This window comes from Azospirillum sp. RU38E (genome assembly GCF_900188385.1).
Taxonomy (GTDB): Bacteria; Pseudomonadota; Alphaproteobacteria; order Azospirillales; family Azospirillaceae; genus Niveispirillum.
On the sequence record NZ_FZOI01000006.1, the window covers coordinates 40025 to 56321 of the forward strand.

Annotated in this window: 11 protein-coding genes; 7 read left to right on the forward strand and 4 right to left on the reverse strand. The window is 64.2% G+C overall.

The genetic code is table 11. The annotated features are described in order from the left end of the window. The first annotated feature begins 162 nt into the window (after positions 1-162). Positions 163-2544 (forward strand): glycoside hydrolase family 3 protein, encoded by a 2382-nt coding sequence (locus CHB97_RS12735; protein ID WP_089288416.1) that lies wholly within the window; start codon positions 163-165, stop codon positions 2542-2544. 43 nt (positions 2545-2587) lie between these two features. Here the strand turns inward: CHB97_RS12735 and CHB97_RS12740 are convergent, their stop codons facing one another. From CHB97_RS12740 to CHB97_RS12755, 4 genes are all read right to left on the reverse strand, one after another. Next, positions 2588-3640: a sugar phosphate isomerase/epimerase gene (locus CHB97_RS12740; protein WP_089288415.1), complete on the reverse strand. Its 1053-nt coding sequence runs from the start codon at positions 3638-3640 to the stop codon at positions 2588-2590. 221 nt (positions 3641-3861) lie between these two features. Next, positions 3862-5013 (reverse strand): Gfo/Idh/MocA family protein, encoded by a 1152-nt coding sequence (locus CHB97_RS12745; protein WP_089288414.1) that lies wholly within the window; start codon positions 5011-5013, stop codon positions 3862-3864. A gap of 266 nt (positions 5014-5279) precedes the next feature. After that, positions 5280-6746, reverse strand: a complete 1467-nt coding sequence (locus tag CHB97_RS12750; RefSeq protein ID WP_089288413.1) for an MFS transporter — start codon at positions 6744-6746, stop codon at positions 5280-5282. A gap of 94 nt (positions 6747-6840) precedes the next feature. Further along, on the reverse strand, positions 6841-7506 hold the full coding sequence (locus tag CHB97_RS12755) for a TetR/AcrR family transcriptional regulator (RefSeq protein ID WP_089288412.1): 666 nt from the start codon (positions 7504-7506) through the stop codon (positions 6841-6843). A 225-nt stretch (positions 7507-7731) separates the two neighbouring features. On the opposite strand from CHB97_RS12755, the gene CHB97_RS12760 reads away from it, so the two are divergent. From CHB97_RS12760 to CHB97_RS12785, 6 genes are all read left to right on the forward strand, one after another. Continuing rightward, a complete protein-coding gene (locus CHB97_RS12760) occupies positions 7732-10005 on the forward strand; it encodes a TonB-dependent receptor (RefSeq protein ID WP_089288411.1) in 2274 nt (757 codons plus the stop codon). An 84-nt stretch (positions 10006-10089) separates the two neighbouring features. After that, on the forward strand, positions 10090-11664 hold the full coding sequence (locus tag CHB97_RS12765; protein WP_089288410.1) for a carboxylesterase/lipase family protein: 1575 nt from the start codon (positions 10090-10092) through the stop codon (positions 11662-11664). A gap of 27 nt (positions 11665-11691) precedes the next feature. Beyond that, on the forward strand, positions 11692-12321 hold the full coding sequence (locus tag CHB97_RS12770) for a gluconate 2-dehydrogenase subunit 3 family protein (RefSeq protein ID WP_160105822.1): 630 nt from the start codon (positions 11692-11694) through the stop codon (positions 12319-12321). Beyond that, entirely contained in the window at positions 12318-14003 is a 1686-nt protein-coding gene (locus CHB97_RS12775) for a GMC oxidoreductase (protein ID WP_089288408.1), read from the forward strand. The genes CHB97_RS12770 and CHB97_RS12775 overlap by 4 nt, the downstream gene beginning before the upstream one ends. Positions 14004-14315: 312 nt before the next feature. Then, positions 14316-14999, forward strand: a complete 684-nt coding sequence (locus tag CHB97_RS12780; RefSeq protein WP_244559521.1) for a FadR/GntR family transcriptional regulator — start codon at positions 14316-14318, stop codon at positions 14997-14999. Between the two features lie 152 nt (positions 15000-15151). Continuing rightward, a complete protein-coding gene (locus tag CHB97_RS12785) occupies positions 15152-16297 on the forward strand; it encodes a hypothetical protein (protein ID WP_089288406.1) in 1146 nt (381 codons plus the stop codon).

A 16297-nucleotide genomic window follows, 5' to 3' on the forward strand; every position in this document is an offset into this window, starting at 1 on the left:
GCGGGGGTCCAGCGGCCACCAGAACAACGGTTCGTGCCCCTGGCCCCTGGATCCCCGCTTTCGCGGGGAAGGCACCGTTGTTTGAAGCGGCTACGTGCCCCCCCCCTTCTTCTATCGCACCTCCAAAACCAACCAAAAACCACCCCCCAGGGAGTTAACCCCATGTCCCACACGCTTTCCCAACAGGCAACCCTGACCTCTGGCCGCGATATGTGGTCCACGGCGGAACTGCCGGGCGTCCGGTCCATTCAGATGGCCGATGGGCCGATGGGCATTGCCTCTGGCCGGGTCGATGAACGGGATGTGGCGGTGCTCACCCCCTGCGGCACGGCATTGGGGGCCAGTTTCGACCCGGCCCTGGTGCAACGGGTGGGGGCCATTGTGGGGATGGAGGCGCGGCGGCTGGGCGTGGATGCCGTGCTGGCCCCCAACCTGAACCTGCAGCGCAGCCCGCTCTGTGGCCGGGGTTTTGAGCTGTATGGCGAAGACCCGTTCCTGGCCGGCACGCTGGGGGCGGCCTGGATCAACGGCTTGCAGGGCCAGGGTGTCGGCTCCGTCGCCAAGCATCTGGTCTGCAATGACAGCGAAACCGCGCGCGACAGCATGAATGCGGTGGCCAGTGATCGCGCCCTGCGGGAAACCTATCTGCTGCCGTTTGAAATGGCGGCGGCGGCCGGCTGCGTCGGCATCCTGGCCGCCTATAACCGGTTGAACGGGGATTATTGCGTTGAACATCAAGGGCTGTTGACCGGCATCGTCAAGGGTGACTGGGCCTTCCCCGGCTTCATCGTGTCGGACTGGTTCGGCGCGCATAACACGCTGCGTTCGGCCCAGGCCGGGCTGGATCTGGACATGCCGGGGCCGGACCGGGTGCTGGGGAAGAAATTCGCCGCCGCCGTGGAAGCCGGCGAGGTGCCGGCCAGCCGGCTGGAAGATGCGGCGGGCCGCGTGGCCAAGGCCGTGGCCCGCATCGATGCGCTGCCGCGCCAGCCCACCCCGCTTGATGTGGATGCAACATTGGCAGAGGCAGCAGCCGCCGGCTTTGTGCTGTTGAAGAACAGCCAGGATATCCTGCCGCTGCAGCCAACCCGCGCCCGGCGCATCGCCGTGATCGGCCCCAATGCCACCGCCCCCTGCCTGCAAGGCGGCACCTTCGCCAAGATCGCCGTGCGCCCGGATTTCATCAACCCGCTGCAGGCCATCCGCGACCGGTTCGGCGACCGGTTCGAGGTGGGCTATGAACAGGGTGTGGAGCCGGAATACCGCCTGCCGCCGCTGTCCGCCCGCCCCGCCCGCGATCTGGGCGACGGGGCGACACGCGGCCTGACGGTGGAATGGCTGGCCGGGCATGAGGGGGAGAGCGAGCCGCTTCACGCCGAAACCCGCGACACCAATTCGCTGACTTGGTTTGTCGGCCTGCCGGGCACCGATGCGCTGAAACAGGCGGGCCGCATCCGCGCCACCGGCTGGTTCACCCCGGAACGCGACGGGCCGCACCGCGTGCATATCGGTGGCACGGGGGCCGTCACGCTGTATGTCGATGGCAAGCCGGTCTTCCAGGGCGGCGGGCCGGTTTCCCCGTCCGACCTGATGGGCATTCTGAAGGGCGGCGACAGCGAGAGCGTGCTGGTGGAAATGCAGGCGGGCCGCCCGGTGCTGCTTTGCTTTGAACTGGCCTATACGCCCGCCCGCGCCCAGGGGCTTTGGTACGGCATGCGCGGCCCCGACCGACCGGCGGACATGCTGGACCGCGCGGTTGCCCTGGCGGCCCAGGCTGATCTGGTGCTGCTGATGCTGGGCGAAACGGCGGATTCCGGGGTGGAAAGCAAGGACCGCGCGGGCACCCGCCTACCGGAAGCGCAGTTGGAGTTGCTACGCCGGGTGCGGCATGTGAATGCCAATCTGGTGGCCATCTGCAATGTCGCCCATGCCTTTGATATTTCCTGGCACGATCAGGTGCGCGGCCTGCTGATCACCTGGTTCCCCGGTGAACAATACGGCCCCGCCCTGGCCCAGGTGCTGGCCGGCGACCGCGAACCGGGCGGGCGCCTGCCGGTCAGCATCGCCGCCAAGGACGCGGATTACCCCGCCTTCGGCCTGACGCCGGATGCGAAGGGCGATCTGCCTTACCTTGAAGGCCACCTGATCGGGTACAAGGGGATGCAAGCAGCGGGCAGCACCCCGCTTTACCCGTTCGGCGCCGGTTTCGGCTATGCCCGGTTCGCCCTGTCCGATGCGCGCCTGACGCCAACCGCCGATGGCGGGGCGGACGTGACGGTGACGCTGCGCAACCTGTCCGACCGCGCCGGCAAGGCGGTGCCGCAGCTTTATGTGGCTGGGCCGGATGGCATCCGCCACCTGCGGGGCTTTGCAGCACTGGCCATCGCGGCCGGGGCGGAACAGCAGGCCCGCTTCACCCTGCCCCCCCGCGCCTTCCAGCATTGGGATGAACAGGCCGGCGGCTGGCAACGCGCCCCCGGCCCCCATCAGGTGCTGCTGGGCTGGAACAGCGCTGACCTGCCGGTCTTGCTGACGGTAGACTGAGAAGAAAGGGGGCGTCCACTGGCGACGCCCCCTTGCCTCCCCCTTAAATCCCCAGCAACCGCCGGTTCAGCCCTGCATCCACCCCGGCATCGGCGAAATCGTCGAAGGCGCGGTCGGTGACGCGGATAATATGGTCGCGGATGAAGGGGGCCCCTTCCCGCGCGCCATCTTCGGGGTGCTTCAGGGCGCATTCCCATTCCAGCACGGCCCAGCCGGGATAATCATACTGCGCCATCTTGGCGAAGATCGCCTTGAAATCGACCTGCCCGTCGCCCAGCGAACGGAAGCGGCCCGGCCGGTCCACCCAGCCCTGATAGCCGCCATAAACGCCCGAACGGCCATCGGGCCGGAATTCCGCATCCTTCACATGGAAGGCGCGGATGCGGTCATGATAGCGGTCGATGAAGGCCAGATAATCCAGTTGCTGCAACACAAAATGGCTGGGATCGAACAGGATATTGGCGCGGGCATGGCCGCCCACCGCCTCCAGAAACCGTTCAAAACTGGCCCCGTCATGCAAATCTTCGCCGGGATGCAGTTCGAAGCAGAGATCAACGCCCGCCTCTTCAAACGCCTCCAGAATCGGGCGCCAGCGCCGGGCCAGCTCGGCAAACGCCTCCTCCACCAGCCCGGCGGGGCGTTGCGGCCAGGGATAGAGATAGGGCCAGGCCAAAGCGCCGGAGAAGCTGGCATGGGCCGTCAGCCCCAGATTGGCGCTGGCGCGGGCCGCCAGATGCAGCTGTTCCACCGCCCATTGCTGGCGCGCCGCCGGGTTGCCGCGCACCGAAGGGTCGGCAAACCCGTCAAACAGCGGATCATAGGCCGGGTGAACGGCCACCAGCTGGCCCTGCAAATGGGTGGAAAGCTCCGTCACCGCCAACCCTTTGGCGGCCAGCATCCCCTGCACCTGCTGGGCATAATCCCGGCTTTCGGCGGCCAGCCGCAGGTTGAACAGGCGGGCATCCCAGCTGGGGATCTGCACGCCCTTGTAACCCAGCCCCGCCGCCCAATCGGCAATGGCTTCCAGGCTGTTGAAGGGGGCGGCATCGCCGGCAAACTGCGCCAGGAAGATGCCGGGGCCTTTGATGGTGCGCATGGGTGGTTTCCTCCGGGTGGTGGGTTGGTTTCGTGTTTTGACGTTCGTTGGTGATGAGCAAGGCCGCCCCAATCAATACATTGCTTCCCCCGCGCAAGCGGGGGTCCAGGGGCCAGGGGCACCGAAACGTTGGATTTGGTGGCCCCTGGACCCCCGCTTGCGCGGGGAAGGCAATGGAGGGGCGTGATGCTCGCCTTCGTCGCCGGGTGCCTTCCTCCCCCCTACACCCCCAGCCGGCTCCACCCCGCCCGCGCCTGGCTGTTGGCCACAGCGGTTTCAATAAACGCCATGCCGCGCAAGCCGGCCTCCACGCCTGGCAGGCTGCCATCGGCCGGCATCGCGCCCGCGCGGATGGCGGCGGCGAAATCGCGGTAAAGATTGGCGAAAGCCTCGACATAGCCCTCCGGGTGGCCGGTGGGCAGGCGGGTGGCGGCACGCGCCGCCGGGCCCAGATTGCCGGCACCGGTATGCAGCACCTCCGTGCGGCCATCCAGCCCATGGATGGTCAGGGTGTTGGGCACCTCCTGCGACCAGTCCAGCCCGGCCTCTGTGCCGAACACCCGCAGGCGCAAGCCGTTGCGGTCACCCGCGGCAATCTGGGAGGCGTGCAGCACGCCGGGCACGCCCTGTGCCGTGCCGTCATCGAAGCGCAGCAGGATGTTGCAATCATCATCCAGCCGCCGCCCCGGCACCATGATGGAGAGATCGGCGCAGAGTTCCCGCACCGGGGCACCGGCAACATATTCGGCCAGATTGAAGGCATGAACGCCGATATCACCGATGCAGCCGCCCGCCCCGGAAAGGGCTGGATCAGTGCGCCAGCCGGCCTGTTTGCTGCCCGTTTCCTCCAGCGCGGTGGACAGCCAGCCCTGGCTATATTCCACCACCACCTTGCGCAACCGGCCCAAGCGTCCGGCGGCCACCAGGGCGCGCGCTTCGCGCACCAGCGGATAGCCGGTATAGGTGTGGGTCAGCGCATAAAGCCCCTTCGCATCGGCCACCACCCCGGCCAGCCCCTGCATTTCCGCCAGCGACAGGGCGGCGGGCTTGTCGCACATCACATGCAGGCCGGCGCGCAGGGCGTCCCGGCTGGCCGGCACATGCAGATGGTTGGGGGTGACGATGGCCACCAGATCAATCCCATCCGCCCGCTGGCTTTCCGCCTCGATCATCGCCTGATGGCTGGGATAGGCGCGGGCGGGATCAATGCCATAGCCGGCCCCGGCTTGGCGCGACCGTTCAGCATCGCTGCTGAAGGCCCCGGCCACCAGCCGGATACGCCCGTCCAGTTCCGCCGCCATGCGGTGGACGGGGCCGATGAAACTGCCCGGTCCACCGCCGATCATGCCCAGGCGCAGAATAGGGTCGCTCATACTGTCCTCCCGTTGGTTTTTCTGGGTGCTGGTTGGTGGGTTGTGGTCCAGTGATTCTGTGCTTCTTCCAACCCTGTCGACACCCAAGCGTTAGTGCCTGCCTTGCCTTCCGCATCCCCGGTGCCTCCCCCGCGAAAGCGGGGGTCCAGGGGCCAAGGGCACTCAAGCGTGGTTCTTGCGACCCCTGGATCCCCGCTTCCGCGGGGAAGGCGGGGTTGTGCGAAGTTATCAACTTTGCACCTCTTTCTGAGTCCGCCCCGCCCCCTTCACTTCCGAAAAATCCGCAGATCGCGCGGCAGGCGCGTCACCAGGAACGCCACCATCAACAGCAGCCCCGCCAGCAGCGGCACGGTCAGCAGAAAGGCCGAGCGCGCGGCACCATTCGCCAGATCGCCCGCCAGGATGAAGAACACGCCGCCGATCAGCGCCGCACCGCTGGCAGCACCCAGCTGCTGCACCGCCTTCATGCTGCCCGAGGCTGAGCCGGCATGGGCAACATCGACATCCGACAGGGTGACCGGCCCCAGCGGCCCGCCCACCATGCCCATGCCGGTGCCAGTCAGCAGCAAGGCCGCCCCCAGCGGCACCAGCCCGCCGCCACCGGCCACCAACCCGGCCAGGGCCGCCAGCCCAGCCAGCATCAGCGCCACACCGATCAGGATCAGCCGCAAACCGATGCGCGGCAGCGCCCGCCTTGCCACAAAGCCAATGGCCACCGACGCCCCCAGCGCATAGGGAATATGGACCAAGGCCGTTTCCAGCGGCGTGCAGCCCAAACCATATTGCAGCGTCAGCGTCAGGATGAACAGCAGCCCCGCCGTCGTCGCCTGAAAGCAGAGCGACAGGGACAGGCCCACGCTGAAGCCCCGGTTGGCGAACAAAACCGGGTCCACCAGCGCCTTGCCATGCGGGGCCTGCCGGCGGATATGGGCGATGAAGGCCCAGGCCAACAGCGGCGAGGCCGCCAGCAACGCCAGACACCAGAGCGGCCAGCCCGCCTCCCGCCCCTGCAGCAGTGGCAGCAGCAGGGCCAGCAGGGTGGCGGCAATCAGGCCGGTACCCACCATATCCACCGCCCCGCCATGGGCCGACCGGCCCGGCGGCAACAGGCGCCAGGCGGCGATCAGCCCCACCAGACCCAACGGCCCGTTGATCAGAAAAATCGGCCGCCAGCCCAGGCCGAACAGGTTGGCCTCAATCAGGATGCCGCCGATTACCGGCCCCAGCACGGCGGCAATGCCGCCCAGCACGCCGAACACGGCCAGCGCGCCGATCCGTTCGGCGGGCGGATACATCACCTGGATCAGTGACATGACCTGCGGCAGCATCAACGCCGCCGTCGCCCCCTGGGCCAGCCGCGCCAGCACCAGCATTTCCGCACTGACCGCCGCCCCGCAGAGCAGCGAGGTGGCGGTGAAGCCGGCCATGCCCAGCATGAACAGCCGGCGATAGCCCTTGGTATCCCCCAGCCGGCCACCGGTGATCAGCAGCACGGCAAAGGCCACGGCATAACCCGCCACCATCCATTGCATCGCCGCCGTGTCGGCCCCCAGATCGCGCTGGATGGAGGGCAAGGCGACATTGACGATGGTGAGGTCAATCAGATCCATCATGAAGGCGCCGGCAACCACCACCAGCGCCTGTTTGCGCCGTTGCGGCGTCATGGCGGCGGCATGGTCGATGGCGTGCACGCTGGCGGCCCGCCCGCTGGCGGGGGCAGCATCGGATGCCATGGCGGCAGACCTTTCCGTTTGGGGATTCGGTCGCGCATCGACCGAATAAGAATAATAATTCTATTTATAAACGGAAAGGCGCGCCGTCAACGTCTCATCGATGGGCGTTGCGCAGATAGGTGGAACACATCACCCCCACCTCCGTCTTCAGGTTCTTCCAGTCGGCCTTGTTATAATTGCCGCCGGTCATACCGAATCCCAGATGCCGGGCGAAGGTGGAATAGGCGACGCGCAGGATGGTGTCGATGGCCAGTTCCGGCAGCGTGTGGCCAATCTCCTCCCGCCGGGCCAGCAAGGCCGCCTGCACCTTGTCAGCCAGATCCTGATAGCCGCGCGCACCGAGACTGCTGATCACCGGATCATGCACGGCGCGCTGCATCATCGGCCGCATCACCGGGGCATTGCGCTTCAAAAATTCCGCCAGCTCCTCAACGAAGCCCCGCACCAGACTGTCCAGATCGCTGGCTTTCGCGGTGATCCGCGCCACCATTTCCGACTGTTCAATGATCATCCGGTCGATGAAGCGGTGCTGCACCACCTGGATCAGATCATCCTTGCTGTCGAATCGGCAATAGATCGACCCGATGGAGACCTTTCCCCGCTTCGCCACGTCGGTCAGGGCAAAATCATCATTGCCGCGTTCCATCAGCAAATCCGTGGCGGCGGCCAACATCCGCTCAAAAGAGGCGCGGCTGCGTCCCTGTTTGGGCTCCCGCCCGGCGGGGTTCAACAACGGCTCGCTCTCCGGCGCCTCATCCATGCTCGACACTTCCACGCCCTTAAAAAATTAAAACCCTGATTCTATTGATATCATTCTAATCCGTGGGGCCGCCGGGGCCAACACCTATTACCATTGTATTTCCATGCGTCACGGAACGGCTTGACGCCCGAACCATCCGGGGGTTAAATGTTTTCAGAATTAGGGTTCTAGTTTTAGAAAAAGAGCCCAGGCCCTGACCAATCGGGCTCTCAAGGGAGGACATCGATGCGTACCCGTTCCAAGCTCCTGCTGGCCGCAGGAGCGGCCGCCCTTTTTGCGACCGCTGCCCAGGCGGCTGACAGCGATTTTGCGCTGGAAGAAATTGTGGTGACCGCGACCAAGCGCGCCACCAACCTGCAGGATACGCCGATTGCCCTGCGCGCCTTCAGCGCTGACGATCTGCTGAAATCCGGCGTGACCGATGTGAACGGGCTGACCCGGCTGGCACCCGACCTGAATGTCACCAACGACACGATCTTCACCAAGATCAGCGTGCGCGGCGTTTCCAGCCAGGACGTGTCGGAGGCCTCCGACCCGGCCCTGACCATCGGTATCGATGGCGAGTATATCAACCGCCCGGTGGCCTTGAATGCCAGCTTCTTCGATCTGGAACGGATCGAGGTGTTGCGCGGCCCGCAGGGCACGCTGTATGGCCGCAACGCCACGGCCGGCGCCATCAACATCATCGCCGCCAAGCCGGTGCTGGGCAAGACCACCGGTTTTGCCACCCTGGGCTATGGCAATTTCGACGCCAAGAAGGCCGAGGGCGCGGTCAATGTGCCGCTGGGCGACACGGTGGCCGTGCGTCTGTCCGGGATGCACACTTCCCATGATGGCTACCGCAAGCATGGTGCCGTCGGCCGCGGCGAGGATCAGAATGTCGACGCCGCCCGCCTGTCGCTGGCCTGGGAGCCGACGGAGAATATCCGCACCTATATCGCGGGTGAATATGTCAATGTTGACCAGCTGCCACCCTCGCAGTACGGCGTCCTGGTCGCCCAGAATGGTGTGCTGACCAACCCGGCCTATGCGGCGGGCATTGTGGATGCCATCCCCTCCACGCCCACGCTGGAAAATAACGGCATCCCGTCCAATCTGACCTTCAGCGGTATCAATACGCGCAACTTCCCGCTGGGCGATCTGGGTAATTTCAACAGCGAGCAGTTCGCCCTGCGTGGCCGGATCGAGGTGGATTTCGCACTGGGTACGCTGGCCTATCTGGGCGGCTACCGCGATAATAAGACGGACAGCGCCCTGCCCTTGAACGGCTATCTGCCGGCCACCTTCACCTTCCGCAACAACAAGCTGAATTCGCAGACGCAGAGCCACGAAGTCCGCCTGTCCAAGACGCTGGATAGCGGCTTGTTCTATCAGCTGGGTGGCTTCTATTTCCGCGAAAAGGTCGATCTGTCCCGTGGGCTTTATCTGGAGCTGCCCAAGGCTTATCTGAATTATTTCTACCGTCCCGACATCCTCTCCACCTCCAAGGCCGCCTTTGGTCAGGTGACCGTGCCGCTGATGGGGCCGGAACTGACGGTGACCGGCGGCCTGCGCTATACCGATGACGCCAAAAGCGGCACCTTCTATAATTACGGTCCGCGCTTCGGCCGGGGCGAAGGTCCGACGCCGCCGGCCTTTGGCTCCCCCGGCGCCAGCATCCTGAAGCCGCGCTCCTCCTCCGATCAGGTCACCGGCAATATCGGTATCGACTGGAAGCCGGCGCGTGACAGCTTGGTCTACGCCAAGGCCAGCACCGGCTATAAGAGCGGCGGGTTTGACAGTGTCGGCTCCTATGATCCGGAAAAGCTGACCGCCTATGAAATCGGCACCAAGAACCGTTTCAATAACGGTCGCGTGCAGTTCAACGCGTCAGCCTTCTATTATGATTACAAGGATCAGCAGATCCAGGTGTTCGTCGATAATAATGTCGGCGCACGCACCCTGAATGCCGGTAAATCCCGCGTCTGGGGTATTGAAACCGACACCCGCCTGTTGTTGAGCCCGGTGGATGAGCTGTCCTTCACCATCAATTATCTGGACGCCAAGGTGCAGGATTTCGCCTCATCGCTGATGGGCGTCAATGGCAGTGCCATCAATGACAGCGACCCGCTGACGCCGGGCATCCAGCCCTTCAACCTGGCCGGCAACCGCCCGCCGCAGGCCCCGAAATGGACGCTCTCAGCCGGTTACAGCCACACGTTCGAAATTGGCAATGGCGCCAATATCGTGGCCGGTGCCTTTAGCCGTTACAAATCGACCCATTACCTGTCGGTGGTGAATTGGGCCGGGATGCGGCAGAAGGGTTTCATCATGACCGATCTGTCGCTGGAATATAATTCGGCGGAGGGCGACTATTCCATCCAGGCCTATGTGCGTAACCTGGAAAACAAGCAGCCGTTGGCCTTTGCCAATTTCAACGCCGCCGGTGGTTCGCTGATCTATAACACCATCTATGCTCCGCCGCGCACCTTCGGTATCCAGGGCACCTACCGCTTCTGATAAGCAGCCTTTGTGACGGCCGGCGGCCATTGGCGGGCTGCCGGCACTCATCAAGGACCGGATTTCAGAACAGGGGAGGCCGGGATGCGCCGACATTTGCGCTGTTTGACCAGCGCTGCCTGCCTGCTGTCGCTGCTGGCGGCTGGGACAGCCGTACAGGCGGCGGCACCGCAGGTGACTACCAGCGCCGGCCCGGTGGCCGGTAAATCCGCCGATGGCGTGGATGCTTTTCTGGGCATCCCCTATGCGGCGGATACGGGCGGGGCCAACCGCTGGCGCGCGCCGCAACCGGCCCCGGCCTGGACATCGGTGCGCGACGCCACAACGTTCGGGCCGGATTGTTTGCAGGAACCGCCGCACAGCCCGCCCGGCGGTTCCCCCTGGACGGCGGAATATTTCTCCACCAACCCAACCAGCGAAGATTGCCTGACCGTCAATCTCTGGCGGCCGGCGGGGCAGGCAACGGCTTCCGGCAAATTGCCCGTCATGGTCTGGATTCATGGCGGGGCCTTTATCGGCGGCGCCGGTTCCGTGCCGCTCTATGACGGCACGGCCCTGGCGCGGCAGGGCATCATCGTGGTTTCCCTGAATTACCGATTGGGCGTCTTCGGTTTCCTGGCCCATCCCGCCCTGACGCGGGAAGCCGGTTCATCGGGCAATTACGGGCTGATGGACCAGATCGCCGCCCTGCGCTGGGTGAAGGAGAATATCGCCCGCTTCGGCGGCGATCCGACGCGGGTGACCGTGGCCGGCCAGTCGGCGGGGGCGGCCTCTGTCCATGCGTTGCTGGCTTCCCCTGCGGCCGCCGGCCTGTTCGGGCAGGCCATCGCGCAGAGCGGTTCCGGCATGGGGATTCCCACGCTGCCCCGTGCGGCGGCCGAAACCATGGGTGAAAAGCTGCTGGCGGCTACCGGCGTGACCGACATCACCGCCCTGCGCGCTTTGCCGGCTGAGGCGGTCAGCAAGGCCGCCAAGGCGCCGACGCTGGGGCCGCCGGGCCTGCGCTTCTTCCCGATCACGGAACCTGCCATCCTGCCAGACCCGGCAAAGCAGCGGCCGGATATACCGGTTTTGACCGGCCTGACCGCCGATGAAAGCAGCACCGGGCCCGACTGGTCCCTGACCAGCGTGGCACAGCTGGGGGAACTGCTGGTCCGCCGCTTTGGCGACAAGGCCGACCGTTTCCGCCCCTTCTACACCGCCGCGTCCGACGCGGCGGCCCCAGCGGCGGCACAGCGTCTGCTGCGCGAACAGGCAACCGCTGCCATGCTGGCCTGGGCAGAGGCCCGGCCGGCAGGTGCCGCGCCCGTTTATGCCTATCTGTTCCGCCACGCCCAGCCGGGCACCCCGGCCGAACGGTTCGGCAGCTTCCACAGCGCCGAACTGCCCTATATGTTCGGCACCGTGGATAAGTCTGGCCGTCCCATGCCAGAAGCCGACCGCGCGATTGCCGCCAGCATGATGGGCTATTGGGTGAATTTCGTGCGCGATGGTGACCCGAACGGCAAAGGCTCCCCCGCCCCGCTCTGGCCCCGGCTGTCCAGCGGCAAGATCATGGCCCTGGGCGATCAGCCGGGTCCAGTTGACCCGCTGGAACCGGCCCGCCGGGATGCTTATCGTGATTTTGTCGCCGGCGGCGGCAAGCTGGGCCTGTTCTGACCCTGAAGGATGATAAGGATGCAGCCGATGCCAACCCTCGATCACCCGCCCGGCACCAGTCGCCGCCATCTGCTGCGCGCCGGTCTGGCGTTGGCTGGGGCGGCGCTGACACCGGCCCAGGTCTGGGCGCAATTGGCCCAGGCCGGCGGCGCGCCGGCCCCCCTGCCCGCCCGGATGCGGCAATTGCTGGAACGGGTCTGTGACCTGACCATTCCCGACACGGCCACGCCGGGGGCGGTGAAGGCCGGGGTGCCGGATTTCATCGCCCTGGCGCTGCAGCACGGGCTGGCCCGCACCGGCCGCCCGCCCCCGGCCGACCAGTTCAGCGGCGGTGCCGCCCCCGCCGGGGCCGGCTGGCTGGACTGGCTGGGGTTTGAGCTGGACCTGAAGGCCGGCGGCAATTTCCTGGCCGCCAAACCGGCGGCCCAGACCAAGGCGCTGAGCGATCTGGATGCGGCCGCCTATGCCAAGGGGGGAGAGAAGTCACCCTGGCGCACGTGGAAGGGCCTGATCGTCACCGGCTATTACACCTCGGAAATCGGGGGCAGCCAGGAACTGTTCTTTGAGCTGGTACCGGGCCGTTTCGACCCGGATATACCCGTCGGCCCGAATGATCGGGCTTGGTCGAACGATTGGACAGCGGTGGATTTCGGATGAATACAGATTTCGACGCGATCGTCGTCGGCTCCGGCATCACCGGCGGCTGGGCGGCAAAGGAACTGACCGAAAGGGGCCTGAAGGTTCTGATGGTCGAACGCGGTCGCCATATTGAACATGGCACCGACTATGTCACAGAAATGAAGGCGCCGTGGGAAATGCCGTTCCGCGGTGAAGGCGATCCGCAGCTTTTTGAAAAGGACTTCGCGGTTCAATCCAAGAACCGGCATTTCACCGAATATACCCAGAACCATTTCGTCAATGACCGTGAAAACCCCTATAGCGTGGCGGATGGCACCCAGTTCAACTGGTGGCGCAGCTATCAGTTGGGCGGCCGGTCGCTGACCTGGGGCCGCCAATCCTATCGGATGAGCGACCATGATTTCGGGGCCAACAAGAAGGATGGCCATGGGGTGGACTGGCCCATCCGCTATGCCGACCTGAAGCCCTGGTACGATCATGTGGAAAAATTCATCGGCGTCTCAGGGCAGAATGAGGGTCTGTCCTCCCTGCCCGATGGCATTTATCAGCCGCCCATGGCCTTGAATGTGCTGGAAAAGCACGCCAAAGGGGTGATTGAGGCGCAATGGCCCGACCGGCGGCTGACCATTGGCCGCACCGCCAACCTGACCCAGGAAAAGGAAGGGCGCGGCGTCTGCCAGAACCGGATGCTCTGCCCGCGCGGCTGTTCCTATGGCGCCTATTTCAGCACGCAAAGCTCCACCCTGCCGGCCGCTCAGGCCACCGGGAACCTGACCCTGATCACCGATACGGTGGTGGAGACGGTGGATTACGACGCCAAGGCCAAGCGGGCGCGCGGCGTGTCGGTGTTGAATGTGAAAACCGGTGAACGCCGCCGCTATACCGCCCGCATCATTTTCATGAATGCCGGGGCGTTCAACACCAACCATGTGCTGCTGCGCTCCCGCTCCGAGGCGTTTCCCAACGGGCTGGGCAACAGCAGCGGCCGGCTGGGCACCCACATCATGGACCATGCCAGCACAGTGGGCGCCATCGCCCTGTTTGATACGTTCCAGGACCGCACCAGCTATGGCAACCGGCCGACGGGTGTGATCATCCCGCGCTTCCGCAATCTGGCCGACCAGCCGGAAACAGATTTCGTGCGCGGTTACAGTTTCCAGGGCGGGGCGCTGCGCAGCACCTGGACGCGCGGCAAGCGCGAGGCCGGCATCGGCGAAGCCTTCAAGAATAATCTGCGCCATGTCGGCCCCTGGCGCATGGTGCTGGTCAGCTTCGCCGAAAGCCTGCCGCGCGAAAGCAACCGCCTGCGCCTGGACCCGGTGAAGGTCGATCAATTCGGCGCCCCGCTGCTGCAGATCGACTTCACCCATGGGGAGAATGAGCGCAAGGCCCTGACCGATGCCAGCAAGGAGGCCAGCGCCATGCTGACCGCCGCCGGCGGCAAGGTGATCTTATCCTTGAACCAGCCGGGTATCGGCGGCAGCGCCATCCATGAAATGGGCGGGGCCATGATGGGCCATGACCCACGCATATCGGTCACCAACCGCTGGAACCAGCTGCATGATGTGCCCAATGTGTTCGTCACCGATGGGGCGGCCATGGCCTCATCCGCCTGTCAGAACCCGTCCCTGACCTATATGGCGCTGACGGCGCGGGCCTGCGATAATGCGGTGACGATGTTGAAGCAGGGCCGGATCTGACGCTCCCCCGCACCGCCGGCAAAAGTATGATTATTTATACCAGCGGGGTGCAGCGGACACGGGGCTGGCCTGTCGATGACAGACAGAGCCAGCCATTTCCGCCCCCGTCCGGTGGCCCCCAGCCCGCCTATTTCTCTGACAAATCGTGCAATTTTGCCGACTAGGCTGAGGATGACTATCCCAAAAGCTGGAAAACCGGGCTATAATAACCAGCCCGGCACCTCTGCCGGGCCAAGGGAAACCCGCAGGGTAAAGATGCGTCAGCGCAAGGAACAGACCGGTCCCCGGACCACCGGCTTGAATACCACATCCATGAAGCGGATCCATGGTTCCATCGCCCATGATCTGGGCGTGGATATTGTCACCGGCATTTACAAACCCGGCGACACGCTGCCGGGGGAGATTGAGTTTTCCGAACAGCTGGACGTCTCCCGCACCGCCTATCGGGAGGCGGTGCGCATCCTGTCGGCCAAGGGGCTGGTGGAAAGCCGGCCGCGCACCGGCACCCGGGTGACGGAAAAGGAACGCTGGAACCTGCTGGACCCCGACGTGCTGGCCTGGATGTTCGAAGGGGAGCCGAGCGTGGAATTCATCCGCGACCTGTTCGAACTGCGCATGATCATCGAACCCTCGGCTGCCGAGCTGGCGGCTGTACGCCGCAGCGGTGCCGATCTGGCCCGCATGGGCCACGCGCTGGAGGAAATGGCCCGCCACGGGCTGGCCACGGAAGCCGGGCGGGAAGCGGACCAGCTGTTCCATCACGCCATTCTGGAAGCCTCCCGCAATGCGCCGCTGATGACCCTGTCCAGCACCATCTCCGCCGCCGTCAGCTGGACCACCATTTTCAAACAGCGCAAGCGTAAATTGCCGCGCGACCCGGTGGCCGATCACCGCGTGCTTTATGAAGCCATCGGCAACAGCGACCCGGTGGCCGCCCGCGCCGCCATGGTGGATCTGGTACGGCTGGCGCAGGAAGATACGGAACTGTCGCTATAGTCCATTTTTCACGCGTAAAAGTGGCCACAATAATAATCTAGAATTCGTTATGCGAAAAAATCGCAAGAGGATATATAGGTTTGATATAAATTTCATAACATCAACACTGTGAGTTGTGCGAACCTTCTCCTGGGGAAATCAGGGGGAGTGATATGAAGAAATCAGCCTTGCTGGCGACCTGCCTGCTTTTGGGCGGGTGCGCCGAACTCACCTCCATTCATCGCGGGTATGACGCACAGCCGGAAACGGCGTCAATATTGTCGGTGGATGCCAAACAGCGCAATGTGCTGATCACTCCCCATCTGGAGGGCGAGAAAAGAACAATCATTTGTGCGGAGCCCAACCCGGATTTCGCCTCTGTGCTGGCCTCTTCCCTTTCCGGCGGCTTTGGCAGCGGGGACAGTTCAGCCCAGGTTGCCACAGCGCTTTCGGAAACCGGGGCCAATATCGGCCTGCGGACCCAGTCCATCCAGCTTTTGCGCGATGCCATGTACAGGCTGTGCGAGGGCTATGCGGCGGGCGCCTTCGACAAGGCAGATTTTCACAATCTGCACCTGCGCTATCAGGCGGCCATGGTCTCCATCCTGGCAATCGAGCAATTGACCGGCTATGCCCGCCCCACAACGGTTATCATCGGCACGAATGCCGCGGCCAGCGGCTATGACGGCTTGGCCATTGCACAGAAGCAGCTTGATGATGCTCGCAAACTGCAAGCAGAGGCGGATCAGAAACTGGCCGACGCCAAGAAAGCCGATCAGGACGCTGGCGCTGCCGTAACGGCCAAGGAAAAGGAACTGCAAGGCGCCGATCAGGCGAAGAAGCCAGCGCTTGAAGCTGAGCGCGACAAACTCAAGCAGCAAAAGACAACCACCGAGACGGCCCTGAAGCTGGCCCAGAAAGCAGCTGATGACGCAGCCGGCAATGTCACCGCCAAGGAAGAAGCCCGCGCCAAAGCCATGTCATCCACAGCGACAGCCCAAGGGTTTGGCCAGCCTGTCCAGATCACCGAAAGGTCGACACCCGATGCTGCTGCTACGGCGGAGGTGGCAAAGGCCGTGACGACCATTCTCAAAGACACGTTGGGGCAAGACTGGGCCCGACAGTATTGTCTGGATGTGTTGAAGAATGCAAATTCATCCAATGAAATCAATAAACGCATAGGAGAATTTTGCATTTCATACATTGAAAATGAAACCGCAAGGTATAAAACAAACACAAACGAAATAATGAGATTAGATAAATTAAATGAGGAGATGCAAAAAAGCGGAGTAAAAGGGTTTGTCAGCAAACCGAAATAA